At 65.1% G+C, this 18,977-nt stretch carries 22 protein-coding genes and 1 tRNA gene; 9 read left to right on the top strand and 14 right to left on the bottom strand.

The window, feature by feature from the left end:
- Nucleotides 1–7: 7 nt before the first annotated feature.
- The 3 genes from cysW to NCR39_RS06420 all read right to left on the bottom strand — a co-directional run bounded on the left by cysW (nucleotide 8) and on the right by NCR39_RS06420 (nucleotide 3,012).
- Nucleotides 8–880: a sulfate ABC transporter permease subunit CysW gene (gene cysW, locus NCR39_RS06430; protein WP_250451482.1), complete on the bottom strand. Its 873-nt coding sequence runs from the start codon at nucleotides 878–880 to the stop codon at nucleotides 8–10.
- A 26-nt stretch (nucleotides 881–906) separates the two neighbouring features.
- Nucleotides 907–1,791 carry a sulfate ABC transporter permease subunit CysT gene (cysT, locus tag NCR39_RS06425; RefSeq protein WP_040049466.1) on the bottom strand — a complete coding sequence of 295 codons (885 nt, stop codon included), beginning with the start codon at nucleotides 1,789–1,791 and terminating at the stop codon, nucleotides 907–909.
- A gap of 174 nt (nucleotides 1,792–1,965) precedes the next feature.
- On the bottom strand, nucleotides 1,966–3,012 hold the full coding sequence (locus NCR39_RS06420; RefSeq protein WP_250451369.1) for a sulfate ABC transporter substrate-binding protein: 1,047 nt from the start codon (nucleotides 3,010–3,012) through the stop codon (nucleotides 1,966–1,968).
- Nucleotides 3,013–3,247: 235 nt separating this feature from the next.
- On the opposite strand from NCR39_RS06420, the gene lexA reads away from it, so the two are divergent.
- The 3 genes from lexA to NCR39_RS06405 all read left to right on the top strand — a co-directional run bounded on the left by lexA (nucleotide 3,248) and on the right by NCR39_RS06405 (nucleotide 5,054).
- Nucleotides 3,248–3,916 (top strand): transcriptional repressor LexA, encoded by a 669-nt coding sequence (lexA, locus tag NCR39_RS06415; protein WP_250451367.1) that lies wholly within the window; start codon nucleotides 3,248–3,250, stop codon nucleotides 3,914–3,916.
- Between the two features lie 110 nt (nucleotides 3,917–4,026).
- Nucleotides 4,027–4,365, top strand: a complete 339-nt coding sequence (locus NCR39_RS06410; protein ID WP_250451365.1) for a hypothetical protein — start codon at nucleotides 4,027–4,029, stop codon at nucleotides 4,363–4,365.
- A 92-nt stretch (nucleotides 4,366–4,457) separates the two neighbouring features.
- Nucleotides 4,458–5,054, top strand: a complete 597-nt coding sequence (locus NCR39_RS06405) for a DUF2939 domain-containing protein (protein WP_250451364.1) — start codon at nucleotides 4,458–4,460, stop codon at nucleotides 5,052–5,054.
- A gap of 16 nt (nucleotides 5,055–5,070) precedes the next feature.
- On the opposite strand, the gene NCR39_RS06400 is transcribed toward NCR39_RS06405, so the two are convergent.
- Nucleotides 5,071–5,580 (bottom strand): universal stress protein, encoded by a 510-nt coding sequence (locus NCR39_RS06400; RefSeq protein ID WP_250451363.1) that lies wholly within the window; start codon nucleotides 5,578–5,580, stop codon nucleotides 5,071–5,073.
- A gap of 294 nt (nucleotides 5,581–5,874) precedes the next feature.
- On the opposite strand from NCR39_RS06400, the gene nodI reads away from it, so the two are divergent.
- Together nodI and NCR39_RS06390 are read left to right on the top strand one after the other, a co-directional pair.
- Complete coding sequence (gene nodI / locus NCR39_RS06395; protein ID WP_250451362.1) at nucleotides 5,875–6,813, top strand: nodulation factor ABC transporter ATP-binding protein NodI; 939 nt, start codon at nucleotides 5,875–5,877, stop codon at nucleotides 6,811–6,813.
- Nucleotides 6,814–6,819: 6 nt separating this feature from the next.
- The gene (locus tag NCR39_RS06390) at nucleotides 6,820–7,665 is read left to right on the top strand and encodes an ABC transporter permease (protein WP_284507089.1); all 846 of its coding nucleotides are present in this window, start codon (nucleotides 6,820–6,822) and stop codon (nucleotides 7,663–7,665) included.
- Between the two features lie 47 nt (nucleotides 7,666–7,712).
- Here NCR39_RS06390 and gnd read toward each other — a convergent pair whose 3' ends face one another.
- From gnd to NCR39_RS06375, 3 genes are all read right to left on the bottom strand, one after another.
- A complete protein-coding gene (gene gnd, locus NCR39_RS06385) occupies nucleotides 7,713–8,693 on the bottom strand; it encodes a phosphogluconate dehydrogenase (NAD(+)-dependent, decarboxylating) (protein ID WP_250451361.1) in 981 nt (326 codons plus the stop codon).
- A 7-nt stretch (nucleotides 8,694–8,700) separates the two neighbouring features.
- Entirely contained in the window at nucleotides 8,701–10,794 is a 2,094-nt protein-coding gene (gene tkt / locus NCR39_RS06380; RefSeq protein ID WP_250451360.1) for a transketolase, read from the bottom strand.
- Nucleotides 10,795–11,095: 301 nt separating this feature from the next.
- Nucleotides 11,096–12,148, bottom strand: coding sequence for an NADP(H)-dependent aldo-keto reductase (locus NCR39_RS06375; RefSeq protein ID WP_250451359.1), 1,053 nt, complete (start codon nucleotides 12,146–12,148; stop codon nucleotides 11,096–11,098).
- 219 nt (nucleotides 12,149–12,367) lie between these two features.
- Between NCR39_RS06375 and NCR39_RS06370 the strand changes: the two genes are divergently transcribed.
- A complete protein-coding gene (locus NCR39_RS06370; protein WP_250451358.1) occupies nucleotides 12,368–13,816 on the top strand; it encodes an MFS transporter in 1,449 nt (482 codons plus the stop codon).
- A gap of 37 nt (nucleotides 13,817–13,853) precedes the next feature.
- Complete coding sequence (locus tag NCR39_RS06365) at nucleotides 13,854–14,045, top strand: hypothetical protein (protein ID WP_250451357.1); 192 nt, start codon at nucleotides 13,854–13,856, stop codon at nucleotides 14,043–14,045.
- A 4-nt stretch (nucleotides 14,046–14,049) separates the two neighbouring features.
- Here the strand turns inward: NCR39_RS06365 and NCR39_RS06360 are convergent, their stop codons facing one another.
- The 6 genes from NCR39_RS06360 to dusA all read right to left on the bottom strand — a co-directional run bounded on the left by NCR39_RS06360 (nucleotide 14,050) and on the right by dusA (nucleotide 16,866).
- Nucleotides 14,050–14,433 (bottom strand): hypothetical protein, encoded by a 384-nt coding sequence (locus NCR39_RS06360; RefSeq protein ID WP_250451355.1) that lies wholly within the window; start codon nucleotides 14,431–14,433, stop codon nucleotides 14,050–14,052.
- Nucleotides 14,434–14,520: 87 nt separating this feature from the next.
- Nucleotides 14,521–14,724, bottom strand: coding sequence for a hypothetical protein (locus tag NCR39_RS06355; RefSeq protein WP_040049546.1), 204 nt, complete (start codon nucleotides 14,722–14,724; stop codon nucleotides 14,521–14,523).
- A gap of 51 nt (nucleotides 14,725–14,775) precedes the next feature.
- Nucleotides 14,776–15,165, bottom strand: coding sequence for a DUF5594 family protein (locus NCR39_RS06350; protein WP_250451353.1), 390 nt, complete (start codon nucleotides 15,163–15,165; stop codon nucleotides 14,776–14,778).
- A gap of 35 nt (nucleotides 15,166–15,200) precedes the next feature.
- Nucleotides 15,201–15,503 (bottom strand): thioredoxin domain-containing protein, encoded by a 303-nt coding sequence (locus NCR39_RS06345; RefSeq protein WP_250451351.1) that lies wholly within the window; start codon nucleotides 15,501–15,503, stop codon nucleotides 15,201–15,203.
- A gap of 148 nt (nucleotides 15,504–15,651) precedes the next feature.
- Nucleotides 15,652–15,727, bottom strand: a tRNA-His gene (locus tag NCR39_RS06340).
- Between the two features lie 134 nt (nucleotides 15,728–15,861).
- The gene (gene dusA / locus NCR39_RS06335; RefSeq protein WP_250451349.1) at nucleotides 15,862–16,866 is read right to left on the bottom strand and encodes a tRNA dihydrouridine(20/20a) synthase DusA; all 1,005 of its coding nucleotides are present in this window, start codon (nucleotides 16,864–16,866) and stop codon (nucleotides 15,862–15,864) included.
- Nucleotides 16,867–17,028: 162 nt separating this feature from the next.
- Between dusA and NCR39_RS06330 the strand changes: the two genes are divergently transcribed.
- Both NCR39_RS06330 and NCR39_RS06325 read left to right on the top strand, forming a co-directional pair.
- Nucleotides 17,029–17,292 carry a hypothetical protein gene (locus tag NCR39_RS06330; RefSeq protein ID WP_250451347.1) on the top strand — a complete coding sequence of 88 codons (264 nt, stop codon included), beginning with the start codon at nucleotides 17,029–17,031 and terminating at the stop codon, nucleotides 17,290–17,292.
- Between the two features lie 95 nt (nucleotides 17,293–17,387).
- Nucleotides 17,388–17,813 carry a hypothetical protein gene (locus tag NCR39_RS06325; protein ID WP_250451346.1) on the top strand — a complete coding sequence of 142 codons (426 nt, stop codon included), beginning with the start codon at nucleotides 17,388–17,390 and terminating at the stop codon, nucleotides 17,811–17,813.
- 36 nt (nucleotides 17,814–17,849) lie between these two features.
- Here NCR39_RS06325 and NCR39_RS06320 read toward each other — a convergent pair whose 3' ends face one another.
- Nucleotides 17,850–18,962, bottom strand: coding sequence for an enoyl-CoA hydratase/isomerase family protein (locus NCR39_RS06320; protein WP_250451345.1), 1,113 nt, complete (start codon nucleotides 18,960–18,962; stop codon nucleotides 17,850–17,852).
- Nucleotides 18,963–18,977: the final 15 nt, after the last annotated feature.

Below are 18,977 nucleotides of genomic sequence, written 5' to 3'. Positions count from 1 at the left end.
GTGTTCCTTAGCCTTGGTTCTTTGCATCGTCGAGCGATTGCGACATGTGCCGCTCCGCGATGAGCTTCAGCCCGAGCGTGACAAGCGCGAGCAACGCGAGCAGCGACGCCACCGCGAACGCGGCCGAGAAGTTGTATTCGTTGTAGAGGATTTCGACGTGCAGCGGCATCGTGTCGGTCTGGCCGCGAATATGACCCGACACCACCGATACCGCGCCGAATTCGCCCATCGCCCGCGCATTGCAGAGAATCACGCCGTAGAGCAGGCCCCACTTCACGTTCGGCAGCGTCACGCGGCGAAAGATCTGCCAGCCCGATGCGCCGAGCACATGCGCGGCCTCTTCCTCGTCGTTGCCTTGCGCCTGCATCAGCGGAATCAGTTCGCGCGCGACGAAGGGAAACGTGACGAAGATCGTCGCGAGCACGATGCCCGGCACCGCGAAGATGATCTGCACGTCATGCGCGGCGAGCCACGGACCGAACCAGCCTTGCGCGCCGAACATCAGCACGTAGATGAGGCCGGAGATGACGGGCGATACCGAGAACGGCAAGTCGATGAGCGTCGTCAGCAGCGCCTTGCCGCGAAAGTCGAACTTCGCGATAGCCCACGACGCCGCCAGCCCGAACACGAGATTCAGCGGCACCGCGATGGCGGCGGTCATCAGCGTGAGCTTGATCGCGGACCACGCGTCCGGGTCTTTCAGCGACTCGAAGTAGTAATCGATGCCCTTCGCGAACGCCTGCGCGAACACCGCGACGAGCGGCACGACGAGAAAGAGCGCGAGAAACACGAGCGCGATGGCCGTGAGCAGCCAGCGTATCGCGCGCGGCTCGGTCACGGGATTGAGCGTGTGGACATCGCGCCGCGCGGCCGTGTTCATCGCGATGCTGCGGCCATCGGGCGTGCTCATGCCTGACCTCCTTGCACATGCAGCGTCGAGGCCGGCGGCGCGACCGTCCTGCTCGTGCGCCTTTGCAGGAACCATTGCAGCGTGTTGATGAAGAGCAGCATCACGAACGACACGCACAGCATCACGACGGCGAGCGCCGTCGCGCCGGCATAGTCGTACTGTTCGAGCTTCGTGATGATGAGCAGCGACGTGATCTCGGACTTCATCGGCACGTTGCCCGCGATGAAGATGACCGAGCCGTATTCGCCGAGCGCACGCGCGAACGCCAGCGCGAAGCCCGTCAGCAGCGCGGGAAACAGCGACGGCAGCACGACGCGGCGAAACGTCAGCCAGCGCGTCGCGCCGAGGCATGCGGCGGCTTCTTCCTGCTCGCGCTCGAACTCTTCGAGCACGGGCTGCACCGTGCGCACGACGAACGGCAAGCCGATGAACGTCAGCGCGACGAGCACGCCGAGCGGCGTGAACGCCACCTTGATGCCGAGCGGCGCGAGAAACTGCCCGATCCAGCCGTTGCCCGCATAGACGGCGGCGAGCGAAATGCCCGCGACGGAAGTGGGCAGCGCGAACGGCAGATCGACGATGGCATCGACGAGACGCTTGAACGGGAACGTGTAGCGCACCAGCACCCACGCGACGAGAAAGCCGAACACGGCGTTGATGAGCGCACCGCCGAGCGCCGCGAAAAACGTCAGCCGATACGACGCCAACACGCGCGGCGACGTCACCGCGCGCACGAATTGCGCCCAGTCGAGCGTCGCTGTCTTGGCGAACGTGGCCGCGAGCGGTATCAGCACGATGAGGCTGAGATACGCGAGCGTGATGCCGAGCGTCAAGCCGAAGCCCGGCAGCGCGCTCGGCTTGCGCAGGTTGAAAGTGGTCATGCTTGGGTCATCCTGTTCCAGTGCGCCGGGGCGGGCGCTCGTTGCCGCATGTGCTGATAGCGGCGTCATGGCGCGCCGCTTGTCGGTTGGCCGGTCCGGTCCGATGCTCCATCATCGGACCGGCCGGATCTTGCCTGCTGCGTTTCTCGTGCCTTCTCGTGCCTTCTCGTGCCGTTATTGCGGTTGATAGATCGAATCGAACACGCCGCCGTCCGCGAAATGCGTCTTTTGCGCTTTCGTCCAGCCGCCGAACGTATCGTCGATGGTGTACAGCTTCAGCTTCGGAAACTGCTTCGTCAGTTCGGCCGGCACCTTGTCCGAACGCGGACGATAGAAATTGCGCGCGGCGATCTGCTGGCCTTCGTCGCTATAGAGGTACTTCAGATACGCCTCGGCGAGCTTGCGCGTGCCGTGCTTGTCGACGACCTTGTCCACCACCGCGACCGGCGGCTCCGCGAGAATGCTCACCGACGGCACGACGATCTCGAACTTCTCCGGACCGAACTCCTTCAGCGACAGAAACGCCTCGTTCTCCCACGCGATCAGCACGTCGCCCTGGCCGCGCTGCACGAAGCTCGTCGTCGCGCCGCGCGCGCCGGAATCGAGCACGCCGGCGTTCTTGTAGAGCTTCGAGACGAAGTCCTTCGCCGTCTGCTCGTTGCCGCCCGGCTTGTGCTGCGCATACGCCCACGCAGCGAGATAGTTCCAGCGCGCGCCGCCTGAGGTCTTCGGATTCGGCGTGACGATGGACACGCCCGGCTTCGCCAGATCGTCCCAGTCCTTGATGTGCTTCGGGTTGCCCTTGCGCACGAGAAACACGATCGTCGATGTGTACGGAGAGGCGTTGTCCGGCAGGCGCTTCTGCCAGTCCGCGTTGACGAGGCCCTTGCCCGCGAGCGCGTCGATGTCGTACGCGAGCGCGAGCGTCACGACGTCGGCTTGCAGTCCATCGAGGACGGCGCGCGCCTGGCCGCCCGAGCCGCCGTGCGACTGCTTGAACGTGACGGTCTCGCCGGTATCCGCTTTCCACTTCTTCGCGAACGCCTGATTGAAGTCCTGATAAAGCTCGCGAGTCGGGTCGTACGACACGTTCAGAAACGACGTCTGCGCGTGCGCCTCGACACTCATGCCCACCGTCGCGCCGACGCCCGCCACCGTGAGCGCCAACGCCGTCAGCAGCCTCCTTGCGCCGGTCCCCAATCCCGCTTTCGTGCTTTGCATTCCCCGTTCTCCGTCTTATCCAATTGACGGAATCAGTCTATCGACGCCGCTATATGATTAGAAATAATCGTTTTTCATCTTTTTATACGGAAAGCTGCTAACGGCTCTGGTCGATGGCTTGTGCGTGGCAACAGACACTCGCGACACGAACTTAAAGTAAAGCTTGAAAAGCGCGAAATACTGTATAAAAATACAGGCATCTGTTCATCCATACAGCGCAGCAGGGGCCAAGCCAGTGACTAGAACCTCAAAACTTACCGCGCGGCAACAGCAGGTTTTCGAGCTGCTCCAGCGTGCGATCGAGCGCACAGGCTTTCCGCCCACGCGCGCCGAGATCGCCGCCGAGCTTGGCTTTAGCTCCGCCAATTCGGCCGAAGAACATCTGCGGGCGCTGGCGCGCAAGGGCGTGATCGAACTGGCGGCGGGGTCGTCGCGCGGTATCCGGCTGATCGGCGACATCGCGCGGTCGGACGAGCTTCCGCATCAGTTCACGCTGCCGCATCCGAGCATCATGCAGTTGTCGTTGCCGCTCGTCGGCCGCGTGGCTGCGGGTAGTCCGATCCTCGCTCAAGAGCACATCTCGCAGCACTACGCGTGCGATCCGGCGCTCTTCTTGAGCAAGCCCGACTACTTGCTGAAGGTGCGCGGGCTGTCCATGCGAGACGCCGGCATTCTCGACGGCGACCTGCTCGCGGTGCAGAAGCGCACGGAGGCGAAGGACGGTCAGATCGTGGTCGCGCGTCTGGGCGACGACGTCACCGTGAAGCGCTGGAAACGGCACGCGGACGGCGTCGAACTGATCGCCGAGAACCCCGATTACGAGAACATCTTCGTGCGCCAGGGCAGCGGTGAGTTCGCGCTCGAAGGCATCGCGGTCGGTCTCATCCGCTCGGGCGAGTTCTAGCGCTCTCTTCTCTCACGCCACGCACGACGCGGCGCGTTTCAAACACATCAAAGCATGACGGCAGCCGTTCGCGGCTCGCCGCGGTGCGTCCTATCGTCTGGAGAGTCATCATGGAACGTCGTTTCGCCCGTTTGTTGCCCTTCCGCCAGTTTGGCCGCCTGCGTCATCTGCGTGCGTTGATTTCCTGCGGCGTCGCGGCCCGTCCGCATGCCGAGGCCGCGCCCGATCTCTTCGATGAAATGCCTGCGCTGCCGTCGCGCCAGCCCGCGTTTGCGCGCGTATCCCTCGCGCACAATGTTCACGCGGAAGCGGCACAGCGCGCGCCGGTGCGGGTGTATCGCAGCGAATCGCGAGTCATCATGGTGGGCAAGATCAGCGAAGTGTCGCGCATGATCGACCGCTGCATCGACGAGGAACGCGCGGGCGCGACCGGCGGCATTCTGGCGTGAGCGTCGCCGGGACCGGGGAGAAGGCGGGAATCAATCGAGCGTCGGCATGGTCAATCTGAAGTCGATTCACGTTTGAGAGGCTTAGCCGCCGCATGTCCCGCACTACCCGCTTTGTCGTCGCCACGCTCGCTGTCGTTCTGATCGGCGCGGCGCTGGGCTTCGTGTATGCATCGCCGTATATCGCGCTGGATCGCGTGAAGCGCGCCGCCGACGCCCGCGATGCGCAGACCGTCAACGAATACGTCGATTTCCCCGCGCTGCGCAGCAGTCTGAAGGAGCAGGTCGCCGCGCTGCTCACGCGCCGCGTCGATGTGCAAAAGAGCGGCAATCCGCTCGCGATCATCGGAGCAATGATCGGCGCGGCGCTCGTCGGGCCGCTGGTGGATTCCTATGCGACACCGGAAGGCGTCGCCGCGATCCTGAACGGCATTCCGCCACGCGGCGTTCCTGGGGAACGGCCGCCGCCCGCGCCATCACAGGCAAGCACGAGCGCAGGCGCTGCCGCGTCCGGTGCCGTGACACAAGCGCCGCAGCCGCCCCAGCCGCCGCAGACGACAGCCGGATATCGCGGCATCAACACATTCGTCGTGACGTATCAGCACGGCGCCGGCGATGCCCGCTATTCCGCCATCTTCCACCGTAGCGGTCTCGTGTCGTGGAAGCTCGTCGCCGTCGATCTCAACGGCTGACGCGCCTCCGGCCAACTCACGCGCCCGCTTCGGCCTTTACCGGCTTGGCGGCATACGCGGCGGCGTCTTCCGCTTCGGCGGATTCGCCCGCCTGACAGACCGCCACCAGAATGCTGCACGACACGCGATCGAGGAGCGGCGTGTTGCCCGCGCCCATCCACCAGCGCGCGAGGCCGCTGCGGCATCGATGCCCCACCACGACGAGATCCACCTTCAGTTGATCGGCGAGCGCCGCGATTTCGTCGATCGGATGCCCGAACGCGAAATGCCCCTGCGCCGGCAGTCCGCGCTCCCGCAGCCATTCGACGCCCTCTTGCAGAATGTCGCGCGCCGCATCCTCGAACCGTCCGCAGGCCACGTCGGTCAGCAATCCGGCGCTTTGCGCGATGCTCGACCGCATGTCCACCACGGCGAGCACGTGCGTTTCCGCGTTGAGATCGAGCGCGAGGTTCGCGCCCTGGCGCAGCGCCTTGCGGCCCTCTCTGGAGCCGTCGTAGCAAAGCAGAATCTTTCTGTAGCTTGTCATCATGCCTCCCTGCCGCATCCCCATGGCCGCGGCGTAACTTGATGATCCTGTGCCGCGACAGACGTCGCAACGATGGAAAACGCTAACCCTCGGCAACGAGAGCACGCATTAGCTTTCACCGTGCCAGATACCGCCGCGGCCCGGCGCACAAGGCTTCCCCGGATTCGCCCGGATCACGCGTCCGCTCGCCGGCACTCGTTTGACTCGCGCGCGCCGCATGCCGTTGCACGCAAAGCGCCGCGCTGGTGCATTGCATTACACTAGCCCGCTGGATTCCTCTTCCAGGCTTCATGCATGACAACCCTCGCAATCGAAGATCAAGCCGCGCCCGCGATCGAATTCAGCGAAGTCAGAAAACACTACGGCGCGAAGAACGTCGTCGACGGACTCTCGTTCGACGTGCGCCCAGGCGAATGTTTCGGGCTGCTCGGGCCGAACGGCGCGGGCAAGACGACGACGCTCAAGATGCTGCTCGGCATCACGTCGCCGGATAGTGGGACGATCCGGCTCGTCGGCGAACCGGTGCCGTCCCGCGCGCGCTTTGCCCGGCAGCGCGTCGGCGTCGTGCCGCAGTTCGACAATCTGGATCCCGATTTCACCGTGCGCGAAAACCTGCTGGTTTTCGGCCGCTATTTCGGGCTGACGGGCGCGCGGATGGACGCGCTGGTGCCGTCGCTGCTGGAGTTCGCGCGGCTCGAAAACAAGGCGGATGCGCGCGTCGGCGAATTGTCGGGCGGCATGAAGCGGCGGCTGACGCTCGCGCGCGCGCTCGTCAACGATCCCGACGTGCTCGTGATGGACGAGCCGACCACCGGCCTCGATCCGCAAGCGCGGCATCTGATCTGGGAGCGTCTGCGTTCATTGCTTGCGCGCGGCAAGACCATCCTGCTCACGACGCATTTCATGGAAGAAGCCGAGCGCCTGTGCGACCGCCTGTGCGTGATCGAGGAAGGACGCAAGATCGCGGAGGGCCGGCCGCACGGTCTGATCGCGTCGGTGATCGGCTCGGATGTCATCGAGATTTACGGACCGGACACGCGCGCGCTCGCGGCCGAGCTGGCGCCGCTCGTGGAGCGTATCGAAGTGAGCGGCGAGACGCTTTTTTGCTATGTCGACGATCCGCAGCCGGTGCATGCGCGCGTGAAGGGCCGCGCGGACGTGCGCTATCTGCATCGTCCGGCGAATCTGGAAGACGTGTTCCTGCGCCTGACCGGGCGCGAAATGGTGGATTGAAAAACGATGGAAACTTTCGACCAATCGGGCGTCCGGGCAAACAAGCCTCGCGGCAAGGCGGACAACCTCGCGCCGTTCGCGACCGCCCTGCCCGCCAACGCCACGCACTGGATGTCGGTCTGGCGGCGCAACTATCTCGTGTGGAAGAAGCTCGCGGTAGCGTCGATGATCGGCAATCTCGCCGATCCGATGATCTACCTCTTCGGCCTGGGCCTCGGTCTCGGGCTGATGGTCGGGCACGTCGACGGCGTCTCGTATATCGCGTTTCTCGCGGCGGGCACGGTGGCGTCGAGCGTGATGATGTCCGCGAGCTTCGAGGCGATGTACTCCGGCTTTTCGCGCATGCAGGTGCAGCGCACGTGGGAAGCGATCATGCACACGCCGCTCACGCTCGGCGATATCGTGCTGGGCGAAATCGTGTGGGCCGCGAGCAAGTCGGTGCTTTCGGGCGCGGCGATCATGCTGGTCGCGGGCGCGCTCGGCTACGCGAGTTTTCCGTCGATGCTGCTCGCGCTGCCGGTCATCGTGCTGACGGGGCTGGCGTTCGCGAGCACGGCGATGATCGTCACCGCCATCGCGCCGAGCTATGACTTCTTCATGTTCTATCAGACGCTCGCGCTCACGCCGATGCTTCTGCTCTCCGGCGTGTTCTTTCCGGTGACGCAACTGCCCGCGCTCGCATTGCACGCGACGCAGGCGCTGCCGCTCTTTCACGCGGTCGAGCTGATTCGACCGGCGATGCTCGGCCGCGCGCCCGATGGCATTGCGCTGCATCTGGGCGTGCTGATCGCCTATACGGTGCTGCCGTTTTTCGCGTGCGCGTGGCTTTTCAGGCGGCGCATCATGAAATGAATAACGGCGATGGGCCTTCATCGCCGTTCGTCGTCAAACGCACGCGCTTACTTCACCGGAAACTCCTTGTGCCCGCCGAATCCGAAGCGCATAGCGGACAGCATCCGCTCGGGGAACATGTCGGCGTCGCGCGAGCGGAAGCGCGTGTAAAGCGCCGCCGACAGCACTTGCGCCGGCACCGCTTCCTCGATGGCCGCTTCGATCGTCCAGCGCCCTTCGCCGCTGTCGGCCACCTCCGTGGAGAATCGTTCGAGGCCCGCGTCGCTGGCGAGCGCCCCCGCCGTCAGGTCCAGCAGCCACGACGACACGACGCTGCCCCGCCGCCACACTTCCGCGATATCCGCGAGATCGAGCGTATAGCGCTCGTTCTCCGGCAGTTCCGCCGACTCCTTGTGCCTGAGGATATGAAAGCCCTCCGCATACGCCTGCATCAGCCCGTATTCGATGCCGTTGTGCACCATCTTCACGAAGTGCCCCGACCCGACCGCGCCGCAATGCATGTAGCCGTTCTCGACGCGCGGATCGCGTCCTTCGCGGCCCGGCGTTTCGGGAATGTCGCCGCGTCCGGGCGCGAGCGTCGCGAGAATCGGATCGATCCGTCGCACGACCGCTTCGTCGCCGCCGATCATCATGCAATAGCCGCGCTCCAGTCCCCAGATGCCGCCCGACGTGCCGACATCGACGTAATGCACGCCCTGCTCGCGAAACCGCGCGGCGCGGCGGATATCGTCCTTGTAGAAGCTGTTGCCGCCGTCGATCACCACGTCGTCCGCCTGCAGGATTGGGTGGAGATCGTTCAGCGTGTCCTCGGTGATCTTGCCGGCCGGCAACATCAGCCAGATCACGCGCGGCGCGGCCAGCTTCGATACGAGATCGCCCAGATTCTGCGAGCCGGTCGCGCCTTCGGCTGCAAGCGCGTCGGTCGCCTGCGGGTTGTGGTCGTAGACGACGCATTCGTGCCCGCCGCGCATCAAACGCCGGCCGATGTTGCCGCCCATGCGCCCCAGTCCAACGATGCCGATCTGCATGGTGTGCTCACTCCTTGCCGTTGGCCTTGACGCGCTCGATCTGCTTCTTCGCGGCTTCGTAGACGCCTTCCAGCGTGAAGCCGAACTTGGTCTTGAGCGCCTTGAGCGGAGCCGACGCGCCGAAGGTATGCATCACGATCTGCGCGCCGAGACGCCCGGTGTAGCGGTCCCAGCCGAGCGTCGCCGCCTGTTCGACGGCCACGCGCGCGTGCACGCCGGTCGGCAGCACGGATTCCTTGTACGCCTCGTCCTGCTTCTCGAAGATGTCCCACGACGGCATCGACACCACGCGCGCCGCGATGCCTTCGCTCTTCAGCTTTTCGTACGCCTCGACGCACAGCGACACTTCGCTGCCCGTCGCGAGCAGCAGCACTTCGGGCTGCTTGCCGTCGGGGGCATCGGCGAGCACGTACGCGCCGCGCCGCACGCCTTCCGCCGACGCGTACTTCGTGCGGTCGAACGTCGGCAGCGGCTGGCGCGTCACGACGATGCACGACGGCTCCTTCGAATGCGACAGCGCCACGCGCCACGCTTCGCTCACTTCGTTGGCATCGGCGGGGCGCAGCGTCGTCAGGCCGGGCACGCCGCGCAGCGACGCGAGCTGCTCGATCGGCTGATGCGTCGGACCGTCTTCGCCGACGCCGATCGAATCGTGCGTGAACACGTAGATCACCGGCACTTCCATGATGGCCGAGAGGCGGATCGGCGGCTTCATGTAGTCGCTGAAAATCAGGAACGTCGATGCAAAAGGCCGCAAGCCCGACAGCGCGAGGCCGTTCGCGATCGCGCCCATGCCGTGCTCGCGGATGCCGAAATGCAGATTGCGCCCGCCGTAGTTGTCGTGCTCGAAGCTGCCCGCGCCTTCGAACTTGAGATTCGTTTTCGTCGATGGCGAGAGGTCCGCCGCGCCGCCGAGCATCCACGGAACGCGCTGCGCGATCGCGTTCAGCACCTTGCCCGACGATTCGCGCGTCGCGATGCCCTTTTCGTCCGCGTCGAACGTGGGAATGTCCGCGTCCCAGCCGTCGGGCAGCTTGTTTTCGAGCATCAGCCACGCTTCTTTCGCGAGTTCCGGATTGGCTTTCTCGTACGTGTCGAAACGCTGCTTCCACTCCGCGTGCACCGCCTTGCCGCGCGCGCCCATGCCGTCGGCGAAATGCTGCATCACGCCGTCGGGGACGAGGAATTGCGCGTCTTCCGGCCAGCCGTAGAACTTCTTCGCGAGCTTGATTTCCTCGTCGCCGAGCGGCTCGCCGTGCGCGCCCGCCGTGTCCTGCTTGTTCGGCGCGCCCCAGCCGATGATGCTCTTCACCACGATCAGCGTCGGCCTGTCGGTCGTGGCCTTCGCTTCGTTGATCGCGGCTTCGAGCGCGGCGGCGTCGTTGGCGTCGTCGACATGCAGCGTGTTCCAGTTGTAGCCGCGAAAGCGCGATTCGACGTCGTCGCTATAAGCGAGATCCGTGTGGCCTTCGATCGTCACGCGGTTGCTGTCGTAGATCCAGATGAGATTCGACAGCTTCAGATGCCCCGCCATCGACGCCGCCTCGTGCGAAATGCCTTCCATCATGTCGCCGTCGCCGCAGAGCGCGTACACGCGGTAATCGAAGAGCGCCGCGTCCGGCTTGTTGAAGTGCGCTTCCTTCCAGCGCGCGGCCATCGCCATGCCGACGCTGTTGCCGAGACCTTGCCCGAGCGGGCCGGTCGTGGTTTCCACGCCCGTCGTCATGCGATATTCGGGGTGACCGGGCGTCTTGCTGTCGAGCTGGCGGAACTGCTTGATGTCGTCGATCGACACGGCGGGCTTTCCGGTCGGCTTGCCGTCCTCGTCGACTTCCTTCACGCCCGCGAGATGCAGCAGCGAATACAGCAGCATCGACGCATGCCCGACCGACAGCACGAAGCGGTCGCGATTGGGCCACAGCGGCGCGTCGGGATCGTAGCGAAGATGGTTCTGCCAGAGATGGAACGCGACGGGCGCGAGCGCCATCGGCGTGCCGGGGTGGCCGGAATTGGCCTTCTGCACGGCGTCCATCGAGAGCGTGCGGATCGTGTCGATCGTCAGGCGATCCAGATCTTGGGATTGCGGCGTTGCTTGAGACATGAGCGACGACTCCTTTTGCGAAGAGCGCGCTGTGGCGAGAGGCGCCGCAGCGGGCAACCAGGACCATCGAGCAAGTGCGGTGCCTTACACGCCTTTCGGCGGCATCGCACGCGAATCAGACGGAAAGCGCGTCATAAGCGGCGGCTTTCGGGTTCGGCAGACTGGAACGAAACGGCGCGCGCGATGTTTGCGCGTTCCGGTTATACCGCCGGGCGATGTCGTCGCGACGCATCGCCCGGCAACCCTTCCATGCTGACACATTCGCGGCGCGGTCACCCGAATCGCGCACGCGCCAGCCGATTCACGGCGCGGGATTCGGCTGACGCTCGTGCAGCGCATCGATTTCGGCGAGTATTTCATCGGACAGTTCGATGTCCACGCTCGCGATATTCTCCTGCAACTGCGCCATCGACGTCGCGCCGATCAGCGTGCTCGTCGTGAACGGCCGCGTGTTGACGAACGCGAGCGCGAGCTGCGTCGGCGTGAGGCCGTGGCGCTTCGCGAGTTCGACGTAGGACGTGATCGCGGCGATCGCCTGCGGCTTGCTGTAGCGCTGGAATCGCTCGAACAGCGTGATGCGCGCGCCCGCCGGACGTGCGCCGCCTTCGTACTTGCCCGAGAGCCAGCCGAACGCGAGCGGCGAATACGCGAGCAGCCCGACGCCTTCCTTGTGCGTGAATTCGGACAGCCCGGTTTCGAACGTGCGATTCACGAGGCTATACGGATTCTGAATGCTGACGATGCGCGGCAGCCCCGCCTTTTCCGCCGCGCGCAGGAATTGCGCGACTCCCCACGGCGTTTCGTTCGACACGCCCACATAGCGGATCTTCCCCGCCTTCACGAGGTCGCCGAGCGCGGCGAGCGTTTCTTCGATCGGCACCGTGTATTCGTCGTCGACATACGGATACGCCGGGCGGCCGAACGTCATCGTGCTGCGATCGGGCCAGTGCAGTTGATACAGATCGACGTAATCCGTCTGCAGGCGCTTCAGGCTGCTGTCGATCGCCTCGTTGATGTTCTTGCGGTCGAACTGATTGCCCGCGCCGCGAATGTGACGCGGATTGTGCGGCTGGCGCGCGGGTCCGGCGATCTTCGTCGCCAGCACGATATCGCCGCGCTTGCCCGCGTTTTTCGCGAGCCACGTGCCGATGTGTTCTTCCGTGCGGCCCTGCGTTTCGGGGCGCGGCGGCACCGGGTACATTTCGGCGGCATCGATCAGATTGACGCCTTGCGCGAGCGCGTAGTCGATCTGTTCGTGCGCTTCGCGCTCGGTGTTCTGCTCGCCCCAGGTCATGGTGCCGAGCCCGATCAGACTCACGTCGACGCCCGAATCGCCCAGTTTCCGATACTTCATCGTTCCGTTCCTTGTATTGACTTGTATTGACGCCTTCTGGCGAACTGTCCGCGGCAGACATTGCCGACCAACGGCAGAAACTACCATAGGCGTGCAAGGTCTGCTCCCGCGGATAGAATGGCGTGCCTCGCCTTGCGCTTTCGCTTCGACGAGCCGCGCAGCAACGGCTGCCAGGCTTTCGGATACCTTGACGCTCACGCGTCTCACGCGATCAGACCGATGTCTTCATCTACTGCTTCCAGCGAACCCGAGCGCGCGAAACGCGGTTCCTCGATCATCGTCATGCTCGTCGCCGCGACGTTCTTCATGGAGAACCTCGACGGCACCATCATCGCGACCGCGCTGCCGCAGATGGCGCGCTCGTTCGGCGTGCATCCGGCCGACATGAGCCTCGGCATCACGGCGTATCTGCTCACGCTCGCGGTGTTCATCCCGATCAGCGGATGGGCCGCCGACCGCTTCGGCCTGCGCACCGTGTTCGGCAGCGCCATTGCCGTGTTCACGGCGGCGTCCGTGCTGTGCGCGACGACATCGACATTGCCCGCGTTCGCGGCGGCGCGCGTGCTGCAGGGCATCGGCGGCGCGATGATGGTGCCGGTCGGACGCCTCGCCGTGCTGCGCGCGACGCCGAAGGACGGCCTCATGCGCGCAATCGCGATCATCACGTGGCCGGGACTCGTCGCGCCGGTCATCGGGCCGCCGCTCGGCGGATTCATCACGACGTATTCGTCCTGGCGATGGATCTTCTATCTCAACGTGCCGCTCGGTCTCATCGGCCTGTTGCTCACGCTGCGCTATGTCGACAACGTGCGCGAGGACGCGAAACGCCGCTTCGATTTCGTCGGCTTCATGCTGTGCGGCGTCGCGTGCGTGACGCTGCTCTACGCGATGGAACTCGTCGGCCGCAACGACGCGTCGTGGCCGCTCGTGGGCGGGCTCGTCGCGGTGGGCGTGGCGGCGGGCGTCGCGTCGTGGCGGCATTTGCGGCGCGCGACGCAGCCGGTCGTCGAACTTTCCGCGCTCGAGGTGAAGACCTTCGCCGTGGCGATGGGCGGCGGCTCGCTCTTTCGAATCGCGATCAGCGCGGCGCCGTTTCTGCTGCCGCTGATGTTCCAGGTCGGCTTCGGCATGAACGCGTTCGATTCGGGCCTGCTCACGCTCGCCGTTTTCGCGGGCAATCTGTCGATGAAAGTCGTCACCACGCCCGTCATGCGGCGATTCGGGTTCCGGTCGGTGCTGATCGTCAACGGCGTGATCGCGGCGCTCTCCCTGGCCGCGATGAGCCTGCTCGCGCCATCGACGCCCAAGCTCGTGATCGTCGCCGTGCTGTTCGCGAGCGGCCTCTCGCGCTCGCTGCAGTTCACGGCGCTCAACACGCTCAGTTTCGCCGATGTCCCGAAAGCGCAGATGAGCGGCGCGTCGGCGCTCTCCAGCACGCTGTTTCAGATGACGATGGGCGTCGGCGTCGCGGTCGGCGCGATTGCGCTGCGTATCGGCGAATGGCTGCACGGACACGACGCCCATTCAATCGCGCCGGAAGACTTCGGCGTCGCGTTCCTGATCGTCGGATTCGTGGGGCTGATCGGCGTGATCGATCTGATCGGGCTGCCGAAAGATGCGGGCGCGCTGGTGTCGGGGCATCGCAAGGAAAGCGATTCACGGCGCTAAACCTTGCGCGTTTCGTGCCGTAAGACACGGTATGAACATGCAAAATCTGGAGTCGATCGCCGCGATGAGCGAAGCGGTCGCCGTCATCCGCCATGCGCGCGGACTCAAGAATCCCAACGATCTGCCCAACGGCACGCCCGAATGGAAAGCCGCGAGCGACGCCTTCGCCGACGACTTCCTGCGCGCGCTCGAAGGCGAGCCGAGCGTGCGCGCGTGGTGGTCGTTCTAACGCTTTAGCGCCTGAGCCAGTCGAGCCATCCGAGCGCGATCGCCGCGTTGAGGATGACGCCGGCCGTCGCCGCGAGCGCCGCGATCATGGTCCAGAACGCCGAGCGGCGCGATGCCTGCGCGGAATCGCGGGCCAATTGCGCCGCATCGTTCGCCGACGACACCGATGCGAACATCGCCCGGAACTGTTCGTCCTGCCGCGCGGCGTCCTTCGTGCGCAGCCAGGCGCGCTTGGACGCAGTTTCGGGATCGGCGGAATCGGCGGAATCGGCTTCGGGGGCTTCGTCGAGATCGGCGCGGATCGATGCTTCGCCCGCGGCTTCGTAGCGGCGAAAGCGGGCTTCTCGTGCGGCGCGCGGATGGTGCTCGTTATTGTCGTTGTCGGTCATCGTCGTGGATGCGCGTCGCGCGCATGACGCTCCACGCGCGGCGCGAAGCCGTGCGCGGGCATTCAGCCGGAATCGGAGAGAAGGACGTCAGCGGTCGTTCGACATCGCCTTGAGACGGTCGTTGCCGGCGTCGCGGGCGGCATCGGCGGTGGCGAAGTTTTCTTCCGAGACCATCGCGCGCTTCACTTCCTGCGCCGCGAAATCGACGAGCGTGAGGACCCACACGAAGCCGCCCGCCTGTTCCGCCGTCTGCACGAACGCGCGCAGCTTGCCTTCATTCGACGATGCCATCTTCATCTCCCAGTTCGTGATGCCTTCGAAGCCGGCGACGCGTCCCGACGCTCAAGGCTCGAAGTCGAGACCGCCGAACAGCACGGACGCCTCCGCCTGCGAGCGCGTGACGAAATCCACCTCGCGCGCGCCTTCCCATGCGGCGAACTTCGCGGCGAGCGAATCCAGATATCGCTGAAAGCGCGCCTCGCCGTCGGGGAGTAGCAGGCGCACGATTTCGTCGTCGTCCCAGGTGAGGAACACGTTCAGATCGAACGGATATTGACGCGCCCGCTCGGCGTTGTCATGCGGCGCCGCAGTGATGTGCAGTCGCGTGGGCGCGCGCGGATGTTCGTTCGGCACGATGTCGATGCGCAACCCGCGACCGATCTGCCGCGTGACGCTTTCGGCGATGCGCGGCACGAATTCGGTTTCGAACCTGAGCGCCTGTTCCCGATTCAACGCATTTTCTCCGCAGCTCGCCCAAGTGTTGCCGGTCAGACGGGCGGCAAATCTTCGAGCGATTTTTCGATTTGCCCGTCCTGCACGCGCGCCTCGATGCCGACGTGGCCGTTCGCGTAAGGCAAGGCGCTGACTTTGGGTCCGAGAAACGTTCGTCCGCCGAGGGTGAAGAGCGTGCGGACTTCCTTGCCGCTCTTGATGGCGTCCACGACTTGCCGGACATCCACGATGCTGGTGGGAGCCGCCCATTCGTTTCTGGCGGAATCGAAACTGCCCCAGCGCACGTTGGTCACGCGGTCGTTGACCCAGCGCACGCCGTCGATCGCCAAAGTAGCCATAGCTGCCTCCATGGTCGTCGTTGTGGGGTGGTGGTCTGACGATGCTAGCACGTCCGCCGTGCTGCGGCGCGCTTGCGTGATGCGCTTCTTTTTGCGCCGCAGAAAAGCAAAAAGCCCAGTCCGAGACTGGGCTTTTTGCATGAATTCTTGGGGTGGCTGATGGGACTCGAACCCACGACGACAGGAATCACAATCCTGGACTCTACCAACTGAGCTACAGCCACCACTGACATCTGTTTTACTGCGTTCTCGGTTCAGCGAAATTGCCTGCCGATCGAGAAGCGAGATTATACGAACTGAGTTTCCGCTTGCCTAGCCCTTTCGAGCATTTTTTTGCGGTCCGCGTTCCCCGCGCCGCTCAAGCCTCGACCGCCTCCACGCCATCGCGCAAATGACTGCGCGCCTCGTCGAAGATGCCGAGATCGCCCTTCGCGAGCCGCTTGCTATCGGACAGCACCCGCCGCCATCCCCGCGCACCCGCGACACCGCGATACAGCCCCAGCGCATGCCGCGTCACCGCGCCGAGATACGTTCCGCGCGCGATTTCCGCCCGCGCATACTCGATCAATTCCGCCTCGATTTCCTCGCGCGTCGGAACCGGCGTCGTCGCGCCATAGAAGCGCGTGTCCACGCCCGCGAGCACGTAAGGATTGTGATACGCCTCGCGCCCGAGCATCACGGCATCGACGTGCTTCAGATGCTCTTCCACTTCATCGAGCGTCTTGATGCCGCCGTTGATCGAGATTTCCAGGTGCGGAAAATCGCGCTTGAGTTGATACGCGTACTCGTACTTGAGCGGCGGAATTTCGCGATTTTCCTTCGGGCTCAGGCCCTTCAGAATGGCGTTGCGGGCATGGACGATGAACACCTCGCACCCGGCGTCCGCCACCGTGCCGACGAAATCGCGCACGAACGCATAATCTTCGACCGCATCGACGCCGATGCGATGCTTGACCGTCACCGGAATCGACACTGCATCGCGCATGGCCTTCACGCAGTCCGCGACGAGCTTCGGTTCCTTCATCAGGCACGCGCCGAACGCGCCGCGCTGCACGCGCTCGGACGGGCATCCGCAATTCAGGTTGATCTCGTCGTAGCCCCATTGCTCGCCGAGCTTCGCGCTCTTCGCCAGATCCTCGGGCTCGCTGCCGCCGAGTTGCAGCGCGACCGGCGCTTCGTCGGGCGTGAACGCGAGATGCCGCGCGACGTCGCCGTAAAGCAGCGCGCCCGTCGTCACCATTTCGGTGTAAAGCCACGCATTGCGCGACACCAGCCGATGCAGCGAACGGCAATGACGATCCGTCCAGTCCATCATCGGGGCGACGGACACGCGGCGGGGGCTGATCTTGGGCACGGCTGACATGGCTTTTGGGCGGATTGAGCGGGCGGCGACGAATCGACCATTTTACCGCAGCGGCGCGAATCGGTCGGCGGGCGCATCCATTGCGGTGATGAGCGAATCTTCGATGCAAACGCTTGTCACACTTACGTCACCGAGCATCGACGGTGTCCGAGGAGACTGACCATGACGAAACGACTGATCGCGGCAAGCGCCCTCTTCTGCGCCTTTTTCTGCGCCGCTTTCGTCGCGCAGGCCCAAGGCACGCAGGCCGCGCGCCCCGACGATAACGCATCGATGGTCAAGCCGCCCGGCGCGCCAGGTTCGCCCGCCGCGAGCGCGACGCGTCCGCAAAATCCGGACAACATGCCGGTCAAGCGCCCGAATCCGCCGCCGAACAGCGACCGCATGCTGCACAACAGTCCCGCGAGCGACGCCATCGCGAAGTAAAGGCAACGGCACCGGCTGGCCCACGCGCGCCCCTATAATGGCGCTCGTCACGATAACCGAGCGAGCCGCGGTCCCGCCCGCACGCGGTCCAGCCCATGCAAAAACTCATACTGCCGTTAGTTTCCGGATTTCTCGCCGCGCTGTTCTTTCGTGAATCGACGTACGCGCTTCTGCACGCAGCCGGCCTCATCGATACGGCCGGCTTCTCCACCGCGCCGTTCCTGCCGCTCGGCATCCCCGAATTCATCGCCAATGCGCTTTGGAGCGCCGTCATCGCCATTCTGATGGCCTGGCTGCTGCGCGTCGCGCCCGAGAACCGCGCACCGTGGATCGGCGCGCTCGTGTTCGGCGGCATCGTGCTGACGGCGGTGAGCGCGTTCGTGATCGATCCCGCGCGCGGCATCTGGCCGGCCGGCAACATGCTGCCGCGCCTCGCGCCGAACTTCATCGCGAACGCCATCTGGGGCTGGGGCGCGCTCGTCTTCATGCGCGCGTTCATGGCGCGCGGCGAAGCGCGCTAACGCATCGACTACGCGGGCGCCGGCCCGCGCCGCGCGTCAGTCTTTCAGCAGCCGCAGCGGATGCGTCGCCGGCGTCCACGCGCTGTCGAACATTCGCTCGACCTCGTTCGTCTCGACATCTTCCGCCCGCGCGATTCTCCAGGCCGGCTGATTGTCCTTGTCGACGATGCGCGCCCGGATGCCCTCCACCACGTCGCCGCGCGCAAACGCCGAGCGCGTGAGATCGAGATCGCGGCGCAGCGTTTCGGCCATCGTCGAGAAGCGCGCGCGATCCACCTGCTGAAGCGATACATCGACGGAAAGCGGCGAGCGTTCGCGCAACTCCGCCGCCGTGGCGCGCGCCCAGTCGTTGCCGGACGCATCCGCTTCGCGATCGAGCGAGGCCAGGATCGCCGCGCCGTTACCCGCCGCGAAATGCTTGTCGATGAACGTGCGCGCTTCGGCGAGCGCGCTGGCGTCGGGGATCGGCGACACCTTGTACTTCGTCGTCTCGTTTTCGACGAAGCGCATGATGTCCACGCCATCCAGAAAGCGCTGATGCCGCAGCGATTCGATCAGCCCGGGCAGCGCGCCGTCGTCGAGATAGGCGTCGGCCATGCGGGCGTAGAGCGCATCGGCGGCGCCCATGCTCGCGCCCGTCGCCGCCAGATAGCGGCCGATCGCGCCCGGTGCGCGCGCGAGAAACCAGCTCACGCCGACATCCGGAAAGAGCCCGATGCGCGTCTCCGGCATGGCCATCTTCGTGGACTGCGTGACGATGCGCAGCCCGCCCGTGTGATGCGCGCCCTGCGATATGCCCATGCCGCCGCCCATCACGACGCCGTTCACCACCGCGACGTACGGCTTCGGGAACGTGAAGATGGCGTGGTTGAGCTTGTATTCGTCGGTGAAGAATGCGTCGATGGCGTCGCGGTCGCCCGCGGTCGCCGCGTCGTACAGAAAGCGGATATCGCCGCCCGCGCAGAACGCGCGCGCGTGCGGGCTGTAGATCACGACGGCGCGGATCGCCTGGTCGTGACGCCATGCCCGCAACGCTTCGCTGATCGCGCGCAGCATCGGCGGCGTCAGCGCGTTGAGCGCCTTCGGACGGTCGAGCGCAATGAAGCCGATGCCGTTGGCGGTGTCGATACGGATGTCTTCAGTGGTCATCGTGTTGAGAGTCGG

The organism is Caballeronia sp. ATUFL_M2_KS44, from assembly GCF_023630965.1.
In the GTDB taxonomy this organism is placed as follows: Bacteria; Pseudomonadota; Gammaproteobacteria; order Burkholderiales; family Burkholderiaceae; genus Caballeronia; species Caballeronia concitans.
The sequence above is the reverse complement of the archived record's forward strand: the minus strand, read 5'-3'. Positions and strand labels throughout refer to the sequence as shown.

Coding starts and splice junctions, on each gene's coding strand:
- cysT (WP_040049466.1), bottom strand. CDS start 1,791: ATGACCACTTTCAACCTGCGCAAGCCGAGCGCGCTGCCGGGCTTCGGC.
- NCR39_RS06365 (WP_250451357.1), top strand. CDS start 13,854: ATGCAAAATCTGGAGTCGATCGCCGCGATGAGCGAAGCGGTCGCCGTC.
- NCR39_RS06405 (WP_250451364.1), top strand. CDS start 4,458: ATGTCCCGCACTACCCGCTTTGTCGTCGCCACGCTCGCTGTCGTTCTG.
- dusA (WP_250451349.1), bottom strand. CDS start 16,866: ATGTCAGCCGTGCCCAAGATCAGCCCCCGCCGCGTGTCCGTCGCCCCG.
- NCR39_RS06360 (WP_250451355.1), bottom strand. CDS start 14,433: ATGACCGACAACGACAATAACGAGCACCATCCGCGCGCCGCACGAGAA.
- nodI (WP_250451362.1), top strand. CDS start 5,875: ATGACAACCCTCGCAATCGAAGATCAAGCCGCGCCCGCGATCGAATTC.
- NCR39_RS06345 (WP_250451351.1), bottom strand. CDS start 15,503: ATGGCTACTTTGGCGATCGACGGCGTGCGCTGGGTCAACGACCGCGTG.
- NCR39_RS06420 (WP_250451369.1), bottom strand. CDS start 3,012: ATGCAAAGCACGAAAGCGGGATTGGGGACCGGCGCAAGGAGGCTGCTG.
- tkt (WP_250451360.1), bottom strand. CDS start 10,794: ATGTCTCAAGCAACGCCGCAATCCCAAGATCTGGATCGCCTGACGATC.
- cysW (WP_250451482.1), bottom strand. CDS start 880: ATGAACACGGCCGCGCGGCGCGATGTCCACACGCTCAATCCCGTGACC.
- NCR39_RS06330 (WP_250451347.1), top strand. CDS start 17,029: ATGACGAAACGACTGATCGCGGCAAGCGCCCTCTTCTGCGCCTTTTTC.
- NCR39_RS06370 (WP_250451358.1), top strand. CDS start 12,368: ATGTCTTCATCTACTGCTTCCAGCGAACCCGAGCGCGCGAAACGCGGT.
- NCR39_RS06390 (WP_284507089.1), top strand. CDS start 6,820: ATGGAAACTTTCGACCAATCGGGCGTCCGGGCAAACAAGCCTCGCGGC.
- gnd (WP_250451361.1), bottom strand. CDS start 8,693: ATGCAGATCGGCATCGTTGGACTGGGGCGCATGGGCGGCAACATCGGC.
- NCR39_RS06400 (WP_250451363.1), bottom strand. CDS start 5,580: ATGACAAGCTACAGAAAGATTCTGCTTTGCTACGACGGCTCCAGAGAG.
- NCR39_RS06355 (WP_040049546.1), bottom strand. CDS start 14,724: ATGGCATCGTCGAATGAAGGCAAGCTGCGCGCGTTCGTGCAGACGGCG.
- NCR39_RS06325 (WP_250451346.1), top strand. CDS start 17,388: ATGCAAAAACTCATACTGCCGTTAGTTTCCGGATTTCTCGCCGCGCTG.
- NCR39_RS06410 (WP_250451365.1), top strand. CDS start 4,027: ATGGAACGTCGTTTCGCCCGTTTGTTGCCCTTCCGCCAGTTTGGCCGC.
- NCR39_RS06375 (WP_250451359.1), bottom strand. CDS start 12,148: ATGAAGTATCGGAAACTGGGCGATTCGGGCGTCGACGTGAGTCTGATC.
- NCR39_RS06320 (WP_250451345.1), bottom strand. CDS start 18,962: ATGACCACTGAAGACATCCGTATCGACACCGCCAACGGCATCGGCTTC.